The organism is Streptomyces sp. NPDC059832 (assembly GCF_042731715.1).
GTDB lineage: Bacteria > Actinomycetota > Actinomycetes > Streptomycetales > Streptomycetaceae > Streptomyces.
Genome location: NZ_JBHWIY010000019.1, coordinates 85,964 through 103,936, shown reverse-complemented (window position 1 = coordinate 103,936; position 17,973 = coordinate 85,964). Strand labels below are relative to the sequence as shown.

12 protein-coding genes are annotated in these 17,973 nt (G+C 71.7%); 4 read left to right on the top strand and 8 right to left on the bottom strand.

Annotated features, from left to right (window positions below; translation table 11 throughout):
• Nucleotides 1-2,450: 2,450 nt before the first annotated feature.
• The 5 genes from ACFV8T_RS28815 to ACFV8T_RS28795 all read right to left on the bottom strand — a co-directional run bounded on the left by ACFV8T_RS28815 (nucleotide 2,451) and on the right by ACFV8T_RS28795 (nucleotide 6,952).
• Complete coding sequence (locus ACFV8T_RS28815; protein ID WP_266430796.1) at nucleotides 2,451-2,609, bottom strand: DUF6760 family protein; 159 nt, start codon at nucleotides 2,607-2,609, stop codon at nucleotides 2,451-2,453.
• On the bottom strand, nucleotides 2,606-3,109 hold the full coding sequence (locus ACFV8T_RS28810; protein ID WP_385333043.1) for a hypothetical protein: 504 nt from the start codon (nucleotides 3,107-3,109) through the stop codon (nucleotides 2,606-2,608). Before ACFV8T_RS28810 ends, ACFV8T_RS28815 begins: the two co-directional genes overlap by 4 nt.
• On the bottom strand, nucleotides 3,106-3,546 hold the full coding sequence (locus tag ACFV8T_RS28805; protein ID WP_072486912.1) for a phage tail protein: 441 nt from the start codon (nucleotides 3,544-3,546) through the stop codon (nucleotides 3,106-3,108). The genes ACFV8T_RS28810 and ACFV8T_RS28805 overlap by 4 nt, the downstream gene beginning before the upstream one ends.
• A 39-nt stretch (nucleotides 3,547-3,585) precedes the next feature.
• Nucleotides 3,586-5,115, bottom strand: a complete 1,530-nt coding sequence (locus ACFV8T_RS28800; RefSeq protein ID WP_385333040.1) for a phage tail sheath family protein — start codon at nucleotides 5,113-5,115, stop codon at nucleotides 3,586-3,588.
• A gap of 520 nt (nucleotides 5,116-5,635) precedes the next feature.
• Nucleotides 5,636-6,952: a hydrolytic protein gene (locus ACFV8T_RS28795; RefSeq protein ID WP_385333037.1), complete on the bottom strand. Its 1,317-nt coding sequence runs from the start codon at nucleotides 6,950-6,952 to the stop codon at nucleotides 5,636-5,638.
• Between the two features lie 204 nt (nucleotides 6,953-7,156).
• Here ACFV8T_RS28795 and ACFV8T_RS28790 point away from each other — a divergent pair, with 204 nt between their 5' ends.
• The 4 genes from ACFV8T_RS28790 (at nucleotide 7,157) to ACFV8T_RS28775 (ending at nucleotide 14,101) form a co-directional block, all read left to right on the top strand.
• Nucleotides 7,157-7,885 (top strand): LuxR C-terminal-related transcriptional regulator, encoded by a 729-nt coding sequence (locus tag ACFV8T_RS28790; protein WP_385333034.1) that lies wholly within the window; start codon nucleotides 7,157-7,159, stop codon nucleotides 7,883-7,885.
• A gap of 275 nt (nucleotides 7,886-8,160) precedes the next feature.
• Complete coding sequence (locus ACFV8T_RS28785) at nucleotides 8,161-11,250, top strand: hypothetical protein (RefSeq protein WP_385333135.1); 3,090 nt, start codon at nucleotides 8,161-8,163, stop codon at nucleotides 11,248-11,250.
• Complete coding sequence (locus tag ACFV8T_RS28780; protein WP_385333031.1) at nucleotides 11,247-11,951, top strand: DUF4255 domain-containing protein; 705 nt, start codon at nucleotides 11,247-11,249, stop codon at nucleotides 11,949-11,951. Before ACFV8T_RS28785 ends, ACFV8T_RS28780 begins: the two co-directional genes overlap by 4 nt.
• Nucleotides 11,948-14,101: an AAA family ATPase gene (locus ACFV8T_RS28775; RefSeq protein WP_385333027.1), complete on the top strand. Its 2,154-nt coding sequence runs from the start codon at nucleotides 11,948-11,950 to the stop codon at nucleotides 14,099-14,101. The genes ACFV8T_RS28780 and ACFV8T_RS28775 overlap by 4 nt, the downstream gene beginning before the upstream one ends.
• A gap of 154 nt (nucleotides 14,102-14,255) precedes the next feature.
• On the opposite strand, the gene ACFV8T_RS28770 is transcribed toward ACFV8T_RS28775, so the two are convergent.
• From ACFV8T_RS28770 to ACFV8T_RS28760, 3 genes are read right to left on the bottom strand one after another with little or no spacing between them, the layout of a single operon-like run.
• Nucleotides 14,256-15,125: an ECF transporter S component gene (locus ACFV8T_RS28770; RefSeq protein WP_385333024.1), complete on the bottom strand. Its 870-nt coding sequence runs from the start codon at nucleotides 15,123-15,125 to the stop codon at nucleotides 14,256-14,258.
• Entirely contained in the window at nucleotides 15,122-16,792 is a 1,671-nt protein-coding gene (locus ACFV8T_RS28765) for an ABC transporter ATP-binding protein (RefSeq protein ID WP_385333021.1), read from the bottom strand. The genes ACFV8T_RS28770 and ACFV8T_RS28765 overlap by 4 nt, the downstream gene beginning before the upstream one ends.
• Entirely contained in the window at nucleotides 16,789-17,973 is a 1,185-nt protein-coding gene (locus tag ACFV8T_RS28760; RefSeq protein WP_385333018.1) for a CbiQ family ECF transporter T component, read from the bottom strand. The genes ACFV8T_RS28765 and ACFV8T_RS28760 overlap by 4 nt, the downstream gene beginning before the upstream one ends.

The window sequence follows — 17,973 nt, the reverse complement described above, 5'->3', positions numbered from 1 at the left end:
GCACGAGCCGCAGGAGCGAGCCGCCGACCCCCGGTCCGCGACCCGGCCGGTCGGCGCCGACGCGGGCCCCGCTCACTGGTCCGGCCCCGGCTCCGGCCCCGGTCCCCGGAACGCGAGTGGGGTCACCGGCAGGCGTCCGGCCGGACTGCGTCCCGCTCCGCGTGGTGCCGGGCGACGGGCTCCCGGGCACGAGACGTTGGACGGTTCCGCCAGGCGCCGTAGTCCCGGGCGCCGTAGTCCCAGGCGCCGTAGTCCCAGGCGCCGTAGTCCCAGGCGCCGTGGTCCGAGACACCGTAGTCCCAGGCGCCGTGGTCCGAGACACCGTAGCCCCGGGCGCCGTAGTCCCAGGCGTCGGCCCACCGGGCGTCAGCCCCTGGCCGGTCGCACGTGTCCGGTGCGGCGCAGCGGGTTCGGAGGGGCGGGTGCTCGGGTGAGGAAGTGCCGGCCCGGGTGCGGTACCCGGCGGCGTCCGGTGCTCCCCGGTCCGCGTGCTCCCGGTACCCGGCGACGGCACGCCGGACGCCGGCTGCCGGCCATCACGGCGCCAGGTGGCTGCCACGACCGGCCGGGCCGCGCTGCCTGACGCAGGCGCCGAGAAGCCCTCGCCGGAGCCGGTGCTCACCTTCAGGGCCCTGCCCGCGAGCAGGCCACGCGACCGCTGGACGGCGGGCATCTGCCCCGCCGCCGACGCGGCGGGGCCGGATGTCCGTCCCGTCCCCCGCTCCGGGGTGATCCTCCGGACACGTACCGGCGCAACGGCAGCGGCGGGGGCAAGGGTGCTGATGGGGGTGCTCGGACGCGTGGTGTCCGCCGCGCGCTGGACAACTGCGGGTTGCGGTGCGGACGTATCGGGCCGGGCAGGCACGGGGGGCGTCCGCACCGGCATCGCGGAAGGCTCGTCAGGGAGCTTCGACATCGGCTTGGCAGGCACGGAGGGCGGGGGCGCCCCGGGCTCCCCCGTCGGCGTCGCGCCTTGCCGCGGGCCCGTGGTTCCCGGCTGAGGCCCACGACGGTCGCCGAGCAGCGGAGCGTCGTTACGGAGCCTGGCCGTCGGCGGAAGCGAGGGAAGGGGGGTACCGATCCCGCCCCGGGCACGAGCCGGAGAGCCGGACCGGTCGGGCTGTGGCGGCTGTGGGGCCCGAACCTCTGCAGACCTGGCTTCCGCGGACCGAAGCTCCGGAGACGACGGCTGACGCGCCGACGGCTTCGCCGCCTCTGGCGGACGCGCGGTCACCGGAGGGGCTGCCGGAAAGGTTGCCGGAGAGGTCGCCGAAGGGGTTGCCGGAGAGGTTTCCGTCTCCGCTGTCTGGCGTTGAAGTACGGGCATGGCCGCTGTCTGTTGCCCCTCCGGGGCGGACGGTACGACCTCGCTCCGCGCTGCCGGACCTGACGGTAGGGCCCCGGTGGGCAGTTCCTTCAGGGGCTTGCCCAGGGCGGGACGCACCGGTGCGGCGGTGGGACGGTCGGTGCCGGCGTCCGGCCCGGCGGGCGCGGTCTGTTGCGACGCGCCCTGCTGCACAGCGGCGGTGGTGGTGACGGGAGTGGCCGATGCGGAGGTCGTGGCCGGCAGGATCCCGGCGATGTGCCGCAGTGCCATCGCCGGACGCCTGGCGATGATCAGGGGTGGGGCGGTCCGCCGCGGACGTACGGCCACGGGCCGGGCCCGCTGAAGCGAAACCGGTGCCGACGGGGCGCCCACAGGATGCCGCGACGCCGACGCGGCGGCCGGACTCGAAGCCGCGGCGGGCGCCGTGCCCTTCGCCGGGGCCGCCTCCGCCGTGGCTTCCGGAGCGGTTGTGCGGCCACCGCCCGTCCGCTGCTCCGGTGCCCCGCTCCCGGAGGAACGGGAGGACGAGGAGCGGGAGAACGAGGTAGGGGCGGACGAGGCAGGGGCGGACGAAGGACGGGAGGACACCGTCCGGCTCGCCCGCTGGACGGTTGCAGTCGCCGGGGCCGGCTTCCCGCCCGCCCTGCCCCTGCCGGCCGCGGTGCCCGCTGCGGCGGACGGCAGGCCCGCAGCAGGTTCCGCTTCCTCGTCCGTTCCGGTCCGGGCGGCACGCAACAGCAGCGGTCCACCGGGAGACTCGGAACGCGCGCCGCCCGGACGGGCGACGCCATGGATGAGGCCCACCGGCGCGGACGGCAGTACGGCATGGCCGAGTTCGCTCCCGAAGGCGAGGTCCTGCCACGAGGCGAGGCCGTCCCTGAACCGCAGTCCGTCGCTCACCCCGATCGAAGACCGGGCGACGGTCACCGTCGGGGGCGCGACCTGCCGCCAGCCGCCGTCCCAGTCCCCGCCCCGGACGCCGTTCCGCTGACCGGCCCCGCTGTCGCTCCGGTCGGCCTCCGGTTCCGGAGCGTGCCCGGTGTCGGTTCCGGCCCCGCCCCGGGGCGGCGTTCCGGGCTGCTGCCGGTCCCCCCGGCGGAGCCAGTTTCCGATCCCCACACGATCACCCGCCTTCGTTGACGCGGGTGTTGATCCGCGCTATCTCCCGCACCCATTCCTGACGCTCGCCGTGGGTGAGGTCGAGAATGTCCTCTCGCTGCCAATGGAAGTGGTAGGCGACGTACGCGATCTCCTCCCGCAATCGGGGAAGCGCGTACGTCACGATTCCCCCAGGCGCCCACCCGAGAGGTCCACCTCGAACGCCCCGTGGCACAGCGGGCAGGTCACCGCGGCGTGCGTGTGGCCCTCGCTGTTGATCCGGCGGTAGAAGTCCTGGAGGAACGCCACATCCGTCGCGTACATCCGCTCGACGACCCCGGCGTGCACATCGGTGATGGTGCCGAGCTGGGTGATCACCTGGCTCAGCAGCACCACGGACAGGTACGCCGGGTTCTCCTTCACCCGCAGGTCGATCTGCGGGCGCAGCTCGTCCCGTGCCGTCGCGAGCCGCATCGAGCCGCTCCGATGGACCCGGCCCTCGTCGTCGACGTAACCGCGCGGGAGCTCGAACTCGAACTCCGTACGCAGATCCATCTGGTCACGGTCGCGGTCCCGGGCCGAAGGCGGTGCGGGAGCCGCCTCCTCGCGTGCGGCGGGCGGGGCGGACGCGAGGCTGTCGAGGACTTCGTCGAGCCCGCCCGACGTAACGGTCCTACGCCTCATTCGACCACGATCTCCTCGAAGGTGATGGTCACCGACTCGGTGGCCGCACTGGACTCGCCGGCCTTCAGCGAGGGCCCCTCCCACTTGCTGGCCCAGCCCTGCATCAACTGGATGCGCCGGACCGTCTCACCCTTCGAGTCCTTGATCTCGATGGTCAGGTTCTGGCGCGCGGTGTCGACGGCCCCGTTGTTGAGCGTCTCCTTGATCCATTTGGTGAACTCACTGCTCTTGTCGAGTCCGCGGGTGATCGTCACCTCGCCCGCCTGGCGTGCGCCGGGCTGCTTGCGGATGATCTGCTTGCCCTCGGCGGTCACTTGACGGACCTCGACGACTTCCTCCTCGACGGTCAGGCCGCTGATCTCTTGGATCGACTCGACGAGATAGCCGCCGAGCTGCACGCCGAAGACGTGGGTGGAAAGAGCGTCGCCCTCTGCCATGACTCTGTGTCACCTGTTCCGTTTGCGGACCCTGCTGGGTCACTCGTTGACGAGGCTGGTGCTGTCGGAGAACTGTGCGAGGCGGAAGATCACGAACTCCGCGGGCTTCACCGGGGCCACGCCGATCTCGCACACGACCTGGCCGAGGTCGATCGACTCCTGCGGATTGTTGTCGCGGTCGCACTTGACGTAGAACGCTTCCTCGGCCGTGCGGCCGAAGAGGGCGCCCCGGCGCCACTCCTCGGTGAGGAAGGCGGTGACGTTGCGCCGGATGCTCGACCACAAGCGGTCGTCGTTCGGCTCGAACACCACCCACTGGGTGCCCAGGAGGATCGACTCCTCCAGGTAGTTGAAGAGGCGGCGTACGTTGAGGTAGCGCCAGGCCGGGTCGGACGAGAGGGTGCGCGCGCCCCAGATCCGGATACCGCGCCCGGGGAAGGCGCGCACGCAGTTGACACCGATCGGGTTGAGCAGGTCCTGCTCGCCCTTGCTGAGGCGGATCTCCAGGTCCAGCGCACCGCGGATGACCTCGTTGGCGGGGGCCTTGTGCACACCGCGCTCGCCGTCGCTGCGCGCCCAGACGCCGGCCACATGGCCGCTCGGCGGCACCAGGGAGTTCTGGCCGGTCGCCGGGTCGAAGACCTTGACCCACGGGTAGTACACGGTCGCGTAGCGCGAGTCGTATCCGGCGTCGTCGTTGCGCCAGGTACGGACGCGCTGGGCGTTCATGCCCGGCGGGGTGTCCAGGATGGCGACCCGGTCGCCCATCTGCTCGCAGTGCGAAATCACCGCCAGCTGAACGGCCTTGACGCCCTCGGCGTCGATGTCGCCGCGCTGGAAGGCGCTCATCAGGTCCGGAACGGCGACCATGGTGATCTCGTCGATCGCTTCGAGGCCCGCGAAGCCCGTACGGGCGGCGGCGTCACCGACGTACTCGGCCGGGTCGAGCCGTGCGACACCGGATCCGGGAGCGGCGGCGGTGGCCGCGAGTGCGAGGGTCTGGTTCTCGGGGCGGGTCTGGGCCGCGCCGGGCTGCTCGGTGACCTGGATGAGCTTGGACTGGCGGGTCTGGGCGACCAGATAGCCCTTGACGTTCTTGCGGGTGGAGACGTCGTAGGTCTCCACCACCTTGCCGGCCTGCCGCACCAGCAGCCGGAACCGGTCCTCCGGAACGTTCTCGCCCTCGGCGTCGGCGACCTCGACAGAGAGGTCTCCGCTCGTTCCGGGCCGTGCGGAGACCAGGAATCCCCCGATGGCGGCGGGCGGGGCCACTTCGGCGGCCGATCCCTGCTCCGAGTCCTGCGCGGGGCCCCCGATGCGCACGATGTAGGCCGCGCCGCCACCGTTGGCGAAGAAGCCGTAGACCGCGGGCGTCAGGTACGTGTCGGCGGTGAAGGTACCGAAGGTCTGGACGTACTGGTCCCAGTTCGTCACCAGCGTCGGCTGGTGGAAGGGGCCGGACTCCGCGAAACCGACGAAGGCTGCGACCGCGGTGCCGACTCCCTCGATGGGCCGCGCTCCGGACTGCACCTCCTCCACGTATACACCGGGGGTGAGGTACGACGGCATGCTCGCTCCTTCGCGTGGTCGTTCGTTCGCCGCCGAGTCTTCCTCGGCGGTTGTGGCGGACAGTAGGTCTCAAGGTCCTGGGCACGGGGCAAGGGTGCTGCCTTCCCGGGCACCCGTGGGACAGGAAATTCTTCCCCTTGCGGACCGGTCGCGGCGACCGCCGCATTTCCCGTTCCGATCGTGTGACAGCAAGGTGTACTGCGGATCTCCGGAAGACGTCCACCGGCAGGGGAACGGACAGGAATCAGCCAGAATTCGCGAGCACCGGCCATCCGCTCGGGACCGGGCGACCGAATCTGATCCCTGACCGGGCCATGTGCCCTTCCGGAGGTCTCCGAGAGGCCGGTGGCCGAAAGCTCCTCACCCACTGCCGACATCGCGGAACCCGGACGGCCCGGATGGCCTCTCATGTGCACAGGAGAAGGAAGCTGCCAAAGACCGGCAAGCCGGGTTTCCCTCGGTCGGGATTTCTGCTGTTCTCATCCCCTGTGGGGGAAGCAGGAGGCCGGGCACTTTGTTTCTACGGTGCGAGATCGCTCAGTACACCGCTGACATTGAGTACTTGATGGCAACCGGAGGCCTGAGTTCCGGTTGCCGGCGTGCCGGGTTTGGCACAGGTCACGGACGCGGTGACCGTGTCGTTCTCCTGAATCTCGATGGGGGTGACCCAGTGGTAGTCCTGGTTCCGGAAGGTCTCCAGAGCGATGGTGGTGATCTTCCGCTCCCCGAAGGAGATGGTCAGCACTCCTTCGTCGCCCTGGAAGTTCGCCACCACGATGTCCGTGATGCCGAATACCTTCCCCTTCGGAACCCGGTACGTCCCGTTCTTCTTGGCCCCGGAGCCGGTCTGCACATCGATCGTCGCCGAGCTCTGCTGTGTGCCGCCCGTTCCCCCGCCCGTTCCCGAACTGGAACCGCCCGAGCCGGAGCCTCCGGACGCGTTCGGCTTGCCCTGCCCCTTGTCATCTCCCTGACCCCCGGTCGGGTCGCCCGTGCCGCCCCCTGTCGCCGAACCCTGTTGCCCGCCGGGGGGCGTCTTCTCCTGCGCGGCCTCGTGCGCCGCCTGCTTCGCGGTGCTCCGCACCGCGGGCCGGACCAGCGCGAACCACGCGAGCAGCAGCGCGAGCAGCGCGGCCAGGACGATCAGCAGCCACCTGGGCAGTACGGGCAGTTGCGCGAACTCACCGGACAGTGCCTCGGACCGGCCGGACTGCTCGCTGTCGGTGTCCCGTTCGGTGCTTTCGGCGGCCTCGACCTCGAACGGCCAGACGACCGGCTTGCCGAACCAGATCAGCTTCCGGGCCCGTATCCGCAGGCCCACCTCGGCGGACTCGCCCGGTTCCAGACGCCGTTGGGCCGGGGTGAAGGCCAGGCGGAGTTCCTCCCCGGCCTGTTTGCCGCTGAGAGCGACATCGACCGCCGTGTTCCCCTTGTTCTGCACCGAGGTCCGGTACCGGGCGCCCAGCCAGCCGGAGCGCCGGCGCGGGTCGAGCTCCGCCCGGAGCTCGTGAAAGGGCCCGACGATCACCGTGGCCTCGGGGACCGCCACCGACTCGGGGTGCTCCGTGGGCAGCACGCGGACACCCAGGGGCATCTCGCCGGCCCGTACCTCGTGGGACCGCGGCGGCGCGAGCCGTACGGTCACCACCTCGGAGGTGCCCGGGTAGAGGGACACGCGCGCCGGCTCGACGGTGCTCCAAGCGGCGCAGTCCCCGACCACTTCGAGGGTGTACGCCTCGACGATGTCGCCGTCGTTGCGCACGGTCAGTGTCGTCGTCGCTTCGGTGCCGGGCGACACCGTCACCGTAGGCGTTTCGAGTTCGGCAGATGTGGTCACGATGCGACGTTAGGCCGTCCCCGCGGCCGTGCAGCAGAGACGCGAGGGCAACGATCGGGCAGGGGTGGTGCCCTGACGGCACAACGCCGCGATGTCCCGGCGACCCTTCCCCGGGCCCGTTCACCGTGCGGGAGGCCGACGCGGTCGAGTGCGGCAACAGGCGTATCGGACAGAAGCATCTGAGAAAGACAGGCACACAATCGAATGACGACGACAGCAGACACGCAGAACAGGGCAGTGGAGCGCGGTCAGTTCCGCAGGCCCACCGCTTCGGAGCGCTCCGCCGGGAGCGGGGCCAAGGAGGCTCCCGGGAGCAGAGTCTCCGTAGCCGTGTACGCGGAGGACCTGATCCTGCGGACCGGTGTGGTGCACCAGATGCGCCCACGGCCCGAGATAGAGCTCGTATCGGAGTCCGAGGCGGACCGGGCCCAAGTCTCCTTAGTAGTAGTGGACATGGTGGACGAGCGCACCGTCCAGCTCCTGCAGCGTCTCCAGCGCAATACCTCGACCCGCACCGGACTCGTCGTCGGGTTCTTCGAATCGGGCGCGCTCCAGACCATGATCGAGTGCGGCGTCGCCGCCGTACTGAGGCGCGGGGAGGCCGACCAGGACAGTCTCGTCCACCTGGTGACGGCGATGGCGAACGGTGAAGGTGTCCTGCCGGGCGACCTGCTCGGAAAGCTCCTCGACCACGTCAGCAGCCTCCAGCGCACGGTCCTCGACCCCCGGGGACTCTCGCTCTCCACCCTCACGACGCGCGAGGCGGAGATGATCAGGCTGGTGTCGGAGGGCTACGGCACCGCGGAGATCGCGCAGAAGACCTCGTACTCCGAACGCACCGTCAAGAACGTTCTGCATGAGGTGGTGACACGGCTCGAACTGCGCAATCGGGCCCACGCCGTCGGCTACACCATGCGACACGGACTCATCTGAGTCCTGCCCCGGGCTCCCGTGCGGACGGCGTCGCGGACGCGGCCGCGCGGGGGGCCGCCGGGGTTCGTGGCCGGAGCGGCCGGGCGAGGGGCCGGGAGGGCGCCGCAAAGGGCAACAGCCGCTTCCCCCGCTCCGGGTACTTGGGACCTGTCCTTGGCGCCGCAGGGGCACGATGCTTGTCTTGGAGAGTCATCAACAGGACTGTGAGGTGGGCCGTGACCGGCACTGCTGGCCCTGCGAGGCATACCCGGCTGGGCCGACTGACGGGCGCTTTGATGCTGCTGGCGCCGTTGCTGGTGGCGGGTTCAGCGTCCGCCCCGCAGGGTGCGCCGAGGCTCGCCGCGGCGGCGGACGAAACGCCGGCGGACGCGGGGCGCATCGCCTACGCCGGCACCGAACACCGCAGCCTCGGCCGGGTCACCGACCCGGCCACCAGCGCCCCGCTGTTCGGCTCGGGACCGGTCCACTACGACCAGGACCCCTCCGCACGCGGCGAGTTACTGGTCTTCACCAGCCTGCGCGACAGCGTGCGCCCGCAGGTGTACGTGCGCGACGCGGGCGGAGCGGTGCGCAAGCTCACCACCGGCCGGGACGCCGCACACCCCGAACTCTCCCCGGACGGGCGGACCGTGGTGTTCGACTCCGCGGAGCGGGGGCCGGACGGTGTGGTCCAGCGTGAACTGTGGACCGTCGGGATCGACGGCTCGGGCCTGCGGCGGCTGACGGACACCCCCAACAACGAGACCTCTCCGACCTTCTCCCCGGACGGCTCGCGGATCGCGTACTCCTGCGACTCCGGTCCCGGGCGGACCGGCCTGATCTACGAACAGGCCGTGGCCGGCGGCGCGGCGCGGGTGATCAGTGACGGCCCGCCCGGCGACGCGACCGAGCCGGAGTGGAACCCGGTGGACGACGACTCCCACCGCGCCCTTGTGGCGTACACCCTCACCGCGGACGAGGAGACGGGACCCCGGCTCCGGGTGACCGAGGGAATCGGGACCGACCGTCCCCTGCTGGCCGGTGTCCAGGCGAACTGGCGCACCCGCTCGGCCGCCTGGCTGCCGGACGGGAACGGCCTGCTCTTCCTCAGCCCCGACACGACCTGCGGGTGCAAGGACTACGACCACGTCTACCGGACGACCGCCTTCGACGGGAACGAGCCGGGCCTGACGCTCGGCGAGGACCGTGCGGTCGAATCGCCCACCTGGATGGGGCCCGCGGACTCCGGGACCACCGTCGTGGCACGGCGGACCCCTCGCGAGGCGAACGACGTGACGCTCCAGGACGTCAGGCAGGACGGTTCGGACCCGCGGGATCTCGGGCTCCCCATCCTGAAGGAGGACCCGGAGGCCAATACGAACACCGACCCCGCCAAGGACCCGCTGTTCAATCCGGCGGACGCCTACGACCCTTGGACCGAGCGGCAGAACTACACACCGGACGGCAGGCGCATCGTCCTGACCCGCTTCGAGGGTCCGGAGAAGGAGCGCGTCGAGCGGATCTGGCTGGCCGACGCCGACGGGACCCATGAGGCAGCGATGCCGCTCGACGGGCGCGGTCCCCGTGACTGGGACACCGACCCCACGTTCTCGCCCGACGGCACCAAGCTGGCGTTCACCAGGACCTCTCCCGGCAGGGTCGACGGGCAGCCGGGGCCGAGCAGCATTCTCATCGCGGACGTCGCAACAGGGGCGATCGAAGGCAGGATAGTTCCGCCGGAAGGCCAGTTGGCAGGAGGTGACGCGCAGCCGTCCTGGTCGTCCGACGGCACCACCCTCGCGTTCACCCGCAACCACGTGATCCGGGGGCTGGGCGGCATCAAGCACGTCTGGACCGTGCCGGTGGCGGCGCTCGACCAGCAGCGGGACCTCAGCGTCACCATCTGCCCCGGTGAATGCAAGAAGATCGACGACAGCCCCGCCTTCTCCCCCGACGGCAGCTCGATCGCCTTCAACCGGAAGGACGGCGGCGGCCAGGTCAACGAGCGCGCCGGAATCATCGTGACCTCGCTGACCGGCGGCGAGTGCCGGGTCGTGCTTCCGTCCGTCCAGCGGAACAACCCCGACGCATGCCACCAGGACATCCCCGACACCTCGCGGACCGGGCCCTTCCAGCCCCGCGACGTGGCCTGGTCGCCGGACGCGGGACGGCTGGTACTGAGTTCACGCAGGGCGCTCGCGCCGAACTCCCCGGAGCAGCTGTCCATGCTCGACCTCTCCTCCGGCACGCTGACGCCGTTCGGCGAAAGACTCACCGGGCGGCAGAAGGAGCCCGCCTTCCAGCAGTCGGTCGACCTGACCCTGACCGCACCGCCCACCGGACCCGCGGTGGAGGTCGGTTCCTCCGTGTCGGTGACGGTCACCGTCACCAACAGGGGTCCGGCGCCCTCGCCCGGCACCGTGCTCACCGTCGACGCCCCGCCCGGCGTCCGTCTGGAGGAGCTCACCACCCCGGACGGGCCCTGTGCCACCGAGTCGCCCCAGTGCGACCTCGGCGTGCTCCCGCCCGGGGCCAGTGTGGAGGTCACCGCTCGGCTGACCGGCGTGACGACGGGAGACCAGCGGATCGGCTGGTCGGTGACCGGGGCCGTGGTCGACCCGAACCCCACGGACAATGCCACCGAGACGACCGTGCCGGTCCAGGACGTGCCTCCGACACCCACGCCGACCCCTTCTCCCACGACCTCGCCGCCCCGGCCTCCGGCGCCCGAGCCCGAGCCGAAGGCGGGGCCCGGCGTCACGGTGCGGGCACAGCCCAGCCCCGGCTTCGTCGGCGGCCGGGTGGTGGTGACGTACACCGTGCGCAACGGCCGGAACGCGCTCGCCACCGGTCTGCGGCTGAGACTCGGACTGCCCGCGCGGATCCCGGCGGGTCCGCTTCCGGCGGGCTGCGCCGCCGGTGTGTGCACGCTGCCCGACCTGGCACCGGGCGCCTCCACGGTCGTCCGTGTCGTGCTCAAGCCGGACCGGGCGCTGAGGACGACCATCACCGGAACGCTCACCACGACCGGCACCGACGCCGACACCGGCGACAACGTCTCCAGGAAACCGCTGCGCATCCTCCAGCCCCGGATCGTCGCGGTGCCCGCCGTCGGCAAACCCGGGTTCGTCACCTCCGTACGGGGCAAGGACTTCCCGCCCGGGGCACCGGTGAAGCTCAGCTGGAAGCCCGGGATCACGGCAGCCGCAACGCCCACCTTCCCGCGCCGGGACCGTACGTTCATCGCGCAGCTGCTGATCCTGGCGAAGGACCAGACGGGGCCGCGCACGATCACCGCAAGCGGACCGGGGTTCAGCCCGGTCACCACGCCCTTCCTGGTGGTCGCCGGCACCATCGTCCCGCCGGACGAGGTGGGGCGCCGATGATCCACGAAGTGGACGAGGGGCTGCGGCTGCTGCTGGTCGACGCCGGCCTCCAGGAGAGCGGCGTCGACCTGGTCTTCGACGCACCGACGAAGGACTGGTCCGCCCGGCGCAACGCTCCCACGATCAGTGTCTTCCTCCACCGCATCCGTGAGGACGCGGCCCGCCGCCGCACCGGCACGGCCGAGGAGCACGACGACCAGGGAATGGTCATCGGCTGGCGGACCCCGCCGCGCTGGTTCGAGCTGACCTATCTGGTGACCGCCTGGACCAATCGCCCGCAGGACGAACACCGCCTGCTCGCCGAGGTGTTGCGCTGCCTCGTGCGGTCGGACGTCCTGCCCTCCCGCATGCACACGGGCAGCCTCGCCGAGCTCGGGCTGGCCGTGGAGATCGAGGCGGCGGGTCCGGGCACCGACGGGCCGTCCGCCTCGGACGTCTGGTCCGCGCTCGGCGGTGAGCTGAAGGCCGCGATCGACCTGCGCGTGTGGGCACCGCTGGCCGGTGAACGGACCGACGCCGGCCCGCCGGTCACCGAGGGGCTGGTGGTGAGGACCGCGCCCGGACGGGACGGCGACGGTGCGGGACCGGGGCGCCGGCTGCGCTACGACGGGGCGTCCGACCCCGGCGCGCAGGGCTTCGCCGCGGAACGGGAACGGCAGTTGCCGCCCGGCCGGCGCAGGCGCGGGGGCGCGGCCCGATGACCACGACACAGGGCACCCGTGCCGTCCGCGAACCGGCCGACACCCCGACGGCGGTCATCGAGGACCTCTGGGAGCAGTTGGTCCACGTCGAGCAGCGGGTCAGGAACGCCGTGGCTCTCCGGCGTGCCGCCGACCCGCAACCGGACGATCCGTACCGGGGGCAGTACCTCACCCCCGAGGCGGCCGCGCGGATCGTGGAGTCCCGCGACGCGTTCGCACCCGTACCGGCGCACGGCTCCGACCCTTCGCCGCAGTCACCGCCCGGGAGCCGGATCCGGCGACTCGCCGAGGACTTCGGTCTGGTGCCGCTGGACATCGACCTGCTGCTGGTCGCGATGGCCCCGGACATCGACAACCGGTTCGAGCGGCTCTACGGCTACCTCAACGACGACCTCACCCGGCGCAGGCCCACCATCGGCCTGGCGCTCGACCTCTGCGGGCTGCCCGCCGCGAGCTCCGGCCGCTTCCGGTTCTCGCCGTCCGCCCCACTGGTCGCGGGCGGACTGCTGGAGGTCCTGGAGGCCGACCGCCCGCTGCTCTCACGGGTGCTGCGCGTGCCGGACCGGATCACCGCCCACCTGCTCGGCGACGACGAGATCGACGGGAGGCTGCGCGGCCTCGTCCGGGCGGTCGCGCACGCGGCGGAGCCGGACACCGGACCGGAGGCCCTGCGGGTCGCGGCGGCACTGGGCACGGGCAGCGGCCTGGTGCATCTGCTCGACCGGGGAGGCGACCCCGGCAGACTGGCGGTCGAGGCGCTTCTCGCCGCGGGACGTCGTGCGCTGGTGGTCGACATCGCGGCCCTCGCCGCCCTTCCCGAACCGGCGGAGGTCGTACGGACCCTGGCGGCCGAGGCCCGGCTGAGCGGCGGCGGGGTCGTCCTCGGGCCACTGGAAGCGCTCGCCCCAGAGCGGCCCGAGAGAGCCCGGCTGCTCGGCGGCCTCTGTGCGGCGGTCGGCGGTGCTCCTCTGGTCGCGTACGGGAAGAAGAACTGGGATCCCCTGTGGACCGGGGAGAGCCCGGTTCCGGTCCACGTCCTGTCCCCCGGCCCCGCAGGCGTGGCACGGCAGTGGCGCCGGGCGCTCGCCGAGGCCGGCACGTCGGTCGGGCTGCCCGCCGGGAGCGTGGCGGCCGGCGAGGAACTCATCGAGGCCACCGCCTCCTACCGGCTCGACTCCGAGCAGGTGCGCAAGGCCGCCGTTGTCGCCTCCCGGCTGGCTGTTCTGGAGGACCGTCCGGTGGACGCGCAGGATCTGCGCACGGCGGTCCGGGCACAGAACGGCGCGGGGCTCGAACGGCTCGCCCGTCGCATCGAGCCGGCGGTCGGCTGGGACGACCTCGTGCTGCCCGTCGCGACCCGCCACGAGCTGTCCGAACTCGCCCTGCGGGCACGCCACCGCGAGCAGGTGCTCGGGCAGTGGCGGATGCGTCCCGGCGGTGGCCGGGGGCGCGGGATCATCGCGTTGTTCGCGGGCGAGTCCGGCACCGGCAAGACCATGTCCGCCGAGGTGGTGGCGTCGGAGCTCGGCATGGAACTCTACGTCGTGGATCTGTCCACCGTGGTGGACAAGTACATCGGCGAGACCGAGAAGAACCTCGAAAGGATCTTCGTCGAGGCGTCCGACGTCAACGGCATCCTGCTGTTCGACGAGGCGGACGCCATCTTCGGGAAGCGCTCGCAGGTCAAGGACGCGCACGACCGCCACGCCAACGTGGAGTCGGCCTATCTGCTGCAGCGGATGGAGTCCTTCGACGGGATCGCGGTGCTCACCACCAATCTGCGGGGCAATCTCGACGAGGCCTTCACCCGGCGCCTCGATGTGATCGCGGAGTTCCCCATGCCGGACGCCCGGCAGCGACTGGCCCTGTGGGACCGCTGCCTCGGGACGGCGATCCCCCGCGAAGCCGGGCTCGACCTGGAATTCTGCGCGGGACGCTTCGAGCTGGCGGGTGGATCGATCCGTGCCTGTGCGGTGACCGCCGCCTATCTGGCAGCGGAATCGGGCAGTCCGCTCGGCATGGAGCAGATCGTCTCGGCCGTGCTCCAGGAGTACCGCAAGCTCGGCCGCCTGGTCCGGGAGAGCGAGTTCGGCCCTTGGCTGGACCGTTCGCGGGCAGGCGGGACGGGCCAGGGCCTGTTTCAGAAGTAGCGTCGTCCGCCCAAAGGGCGGGTCTCGCGGGGTCCGGCGCGTGCGATCACAAGGCGCCGGGGTGCCCTCGTAGCGGAGCTACCAGGGCATTTCGGCAACGCGGCGAGCGTGCGCGCCAGACCCCGCGAGACAGACCGGACTTCTGAAGCACGCCTTAGCGCCGTCGCCATCCCCGGTCGTGCTCTCCGCGCCGTCGGCCCCGGTTCCTGTCGGGTGCGGCCGGGCGGGAGGGCGCGAAGCGGACCGGAGCCCGGAAGCGGGCGCGGCGGGCGGCTCGGCGGAAGGTGGTGAGTACGGCCGGGCCGGCCAGCGTGATGCAGACGAAGTTGGTGACCGCGCGCCCGGTGTCCCAGCCGAGCGAGGTGGCGAGGTCGAAGGCCAGGTAGCGGTGCCACTGCTCCGTGAACGGCAGTCCTGGGAGGTAGGCGATGGAGCTGTTCGGGTCGAGGGAGAACGGCCAGAAGGAAAGGTTCAGCAGGAATCCGAAGAGGTAGCCCGAGACCGATCCGTAGGCGGCGAGCATCAGGACCTCGCGACGGCCGGCGGCGCGGGGCAGGAATCCGGCGAGCATGCCCACGAAGGCGCAGCCGAACATCTGGTACGGCATCCACGGTCCGACACCGCCCGTGATCAGCGCGGAGGTGAAGAGCGAGGTGCAGCCGAGGGTGAACCCGAAGCCCGGCCCGTAGACGCGCCCCGCCAGGACCAGGACGAAGAAGACCGTTTCGATGCCGGCCGTTCCGGCGCCCAGGGGGCGCAGGGCCGCGTTGACGGCGGACAGTACGCCCAGCATGGCCAGGGCCTTGGAGTTGATGCCGCCTTCGGCTATCTCGGAGAGCACCACGCAGAGCACGAGGACCAGGAGGACGCCGAAGATGAGCGTGGGGGTGTAGTTCGAGCCGAATTTTCCGGGCGCGACGACGAAGGGCCAGAAAAAGGCCACCACGCCGAGGAAGGCGGCCAGGGCGATGACCAGCGAGACCCGGGGGCCGAGCCGGATGGCCGTCGTGCCTTCGGCGCTCATGGCCGGTCCTCGCGGTCAGGAAGTGGGGCACCGCCCGTGCCGAATGCCGAGGTCACCTGGTCGACGGTGAGGAAGGACAGCGGCGCCAGGATCTTGGCGGTCTGCGGCGCGAACACCGGTGAGGCGACGATGACTTCGGCGGTGGGCCCGTCGGCGACGATGTCGCCCTCGGCCATGACGACGACCCGGTCGGCCGTCCGGGCCGCGAACTCGACGTCGTGCGTGGAGATGACGACCGAGCGGCCTTCCTCGGCGAGTGCGGCGACGATCCGTGTCAGCTCCGCCTTGGCCCGGTAGTCGAGCCCGCGGGTCGGTTCGTCGAGGAGCAGCACCTGGGGCGTCGCGGTGAGCTGGATCGCGAGGACGAGGGCCAGCTTCTGTCCTTCGGACAGGTCCCGGGGGTGGGTTTCGTCGTCGATGCCCGGGGCCAGGCGGTCGAGGATGTCCCGCGCCCCGGGGCTCCCGCTCCCGCTCCCGCCGGCCGACTCGCTGTCGGCCTGGCCGAGTTCCTGCTTGACGCTTTCCAGGTAGAGCAGGTCGGCGGGCGTCTGCGGAACGAGCCCGACGAGCCGCCGCGCTTCTGCCGCGGACCGGGTGTGCGGATCGCGCGGTTTCCCCTCGCCGATGACGCGCACGCTCCCGGCTCTGCGAGGCCCGGATCCCTGCAACGCCCAGAGCAGGGAGGACTTCCCGGAACCGTTGCGTCCCATCAGGGCCGTGATCTCGCCGCCGCGCAGGGCGAGGTCGACCTCGCGGACGGCGGGGACGCCGTGATAGCTGACGGTGATGCCGTGGGCCATCAGCAGCTCTGGACGGCCGGCAGCCGGGGCGGGACGTACCGGGGCGGGCGTCGCACCGGTCAGCGCGGCACGGAGCGGGGCGGCGGCACGGCGGGCGTCGCGGATGGACAGCGGTAGCGGGTGCCAGTGGGCGGCACGCGCGAGTTCGACGATCGGCGGAGCGATGGAGGAGGACCTGAGGATCTCGGCGGGGGCACCGTGCACGACACGCCCGTCGCCCGGCAGGTGGACCACGCGGTCGGCGTACTGGACGACGCGTTCGAGGCGGTGCTCGGCCATGAGAACGGTGACACCGAGGTCGTGGACGAGCCGGGTGACAGCCGCGAGTACCTCGTCCGCGGCGGTCGGGTCCAGGGCGGAGGTGGGCTCGTCCAGGACGAGGACCCGGGGGTGCGCGGTGAGGACCGACCCGATCGCCACCCGCTGTTGCTGTCCGCCGGACAGTTCGTGCAGCGCGCGGTGGCGGAGGTCGGCCAGGCCCAGCAGATCGAGGGTCTCCTCGACGCGCTTGCGCATGACCGCCGGAGCAATCGCCAACTGTTCCATCGCGTAGGCGAGTTCTTCCTCGACGGTGTCGGTGACGAAGCCGTCGAGCGGGTCCTGCCCGACCACGCCGACCACGTCGGCGAGCTCCCGGGGCGGATGGGTGGCGGTGTCCCGGCCGTCGACGGTGACGCGGCCGTGGAGCGTGCCGCCGGTGAAGTGCGGTACGAGCCCGTTGACGGCACCCAGGAGAGTGGACTTGCCGACGCCGGTGTGACCGACGACGAGGCAGAGCTCGCCCTCCTCGATGGTGAGGTCGACCTCACGCAGGGCGGGTTCGGCCGCGTCGTCGTAGTGGACGGTGACCTGATCGAAAGTGATCACGTGGCTCCGGCTTTCTCGGTGCGCTGCGGGGGAACGACCGGGTGGGGCGGGGCCGGCGGCGGTGCGAGGAACCCGGCGGTCCCGGCGAGCAGGATCGCGAAGGTCGGCACGAACGGCAGCGAGGGCCAGCTGAGCGGGTAGATGGAGGGATTGAGCTCGGACGCGTCGTATCCCGCATTGCTGAACAGCAGGACGGCGGAGAACACACCCGCTCCGGTGACAGCCCATTCGGGCAGCCGCCACGGGTCGGGCCGGTAGGTCGTACGGCTCACCCTGCGTCCCCCCAGACGTAGGCCCGCCATGCACAGCACAGCCCCGACCACCATGGCCGGAAGACCGAGGAAGGTGGGCGTGGTCGCGTCGAGGAGCCCGTACGCCCCCGTACACAGACCGCACATGCCGAGAAGCATGAGTGCCCCGGTGGTACGGCGGGACCGGCGCGTCGCGGTCCCGGCGCGTCCGTAGCCCCGGGAGTCCATTCCGGCGGCCAGGCGCAGCGAGCGTTCGAGGGCGTCCTCCAGGACCGGGACGACGATGCCGCGCAGCGCCTTGGGCCCCTTGCCGCGCCCGGCCCGGAGTCTGCGGGCGCGGGCCACTCGTTGCACACTCTGCACGAGTTGGGGGGCGACGCTGATGGCGACGGTGACGGCGACGCCGAGTTCGTGGAGGGCACCGGGCAGGACCTTCAGGGCCCGTTTGGGGTTGGCGAGGGTATTGGCCGCGCCGATGCAGCAGAGCATGCAGGCCAGGCGCAGCCCGTCGGTGGCGGCCGAGAGGAGGGCTTCCAGGGAGACGGGTCCCCCGAGCCGGATGCCCGCGTACCAGTCGGGGGTGGGGATGTGCGGGAGCGAGAAGAGCAAGTGGTCGTGAGGGGTGATGCCGGTGGCGAAGACGGCCCGGAACAGGACGCGGATCGCGACCACGGTGAGGGCGAGGTAGAGGTAGTACTTGAAACCGCGGGCCCAGGGGGCCTCGGTGCGGCGCGCGGTGACGACGTAACCGAGAACGGCGAGCACGAGGAACAGCAGCAGGGGGTTGTTGGTGCGGCTGACGGCGGTGGCCAGGGCGAGTGCCCAGATCCACCAGGCGACCGGATGAAGCGTTCTGGGCAGGCGGCGGCCGCCCGTGTCCGGTGCTCGTCCGGACGCGGGCGTCGTCGCTGCGGGAGTGGTGTGCGACAC

Excerpts from the sequence above, each read along its gene's own strand:
- ACFV8T_RS28810 (WP_385333043.1), bottom strand. The coding sequence starts at position 3,109 with ATGAGGCGTAGGACCGTTACGTCGGGCGGGCTCGACGAAGTCCTCGAC.
- ACFV8T_RS28780 (WP_385333031.1), top strand. The coding sequence starts at position 11,247 with ATGATCCACGAAGTGGACGAGGGGCTGCGGCTGCTGCTGGTCGACGCC.
- ACFV8T_RS28770 (WP_385333024.1), bottom strand. The coding sequence starts at position 15,125 with ATGAGCGCCGAAGGCACGACGGCCATCCGGCTCGGCCCCCGGGTCTCG.
- ACFV8T_RS28790 (WP_385333034.1), top strand. The coding sequence starts at position 7,157 with ATGACGACGACAGCAGACACGCAGAACAGGGCAGTGGAGCGCGGTCAG.
- ACFV8T_RS28785 (WP_385333135.1), top strand. The coding sequence starts at position 8,161 with ATGCTGCTGGCGCCGTTGCTGGTGGCGGGTTCAGCGTCCGCCCCGCAG.
- ACFV8T_RS28775 (WP_385333027.1), top strand. The coding sequence starts at position 11,948 with ATGACCACGACACAGGGCACCCGTGCCGTCCGCGAACCGGCCGACACC.
- ACFV8T_RS28805 (WP_072486912.1), bottom strand. The coding sequence starts at position 3,546 with ATGGCAGAGGGCGACGCTCTTTCCACCCACGTCTTCGGCGTGCAGCTC.
- ACFV8T_RS28800 (WP_385333040.1), bottom strand. The coding sequence starts at position 5,115 with ATGCCGTCGTACCTCACCCCCGGTGTATACGTGGAGGAGGTGCAGTCC.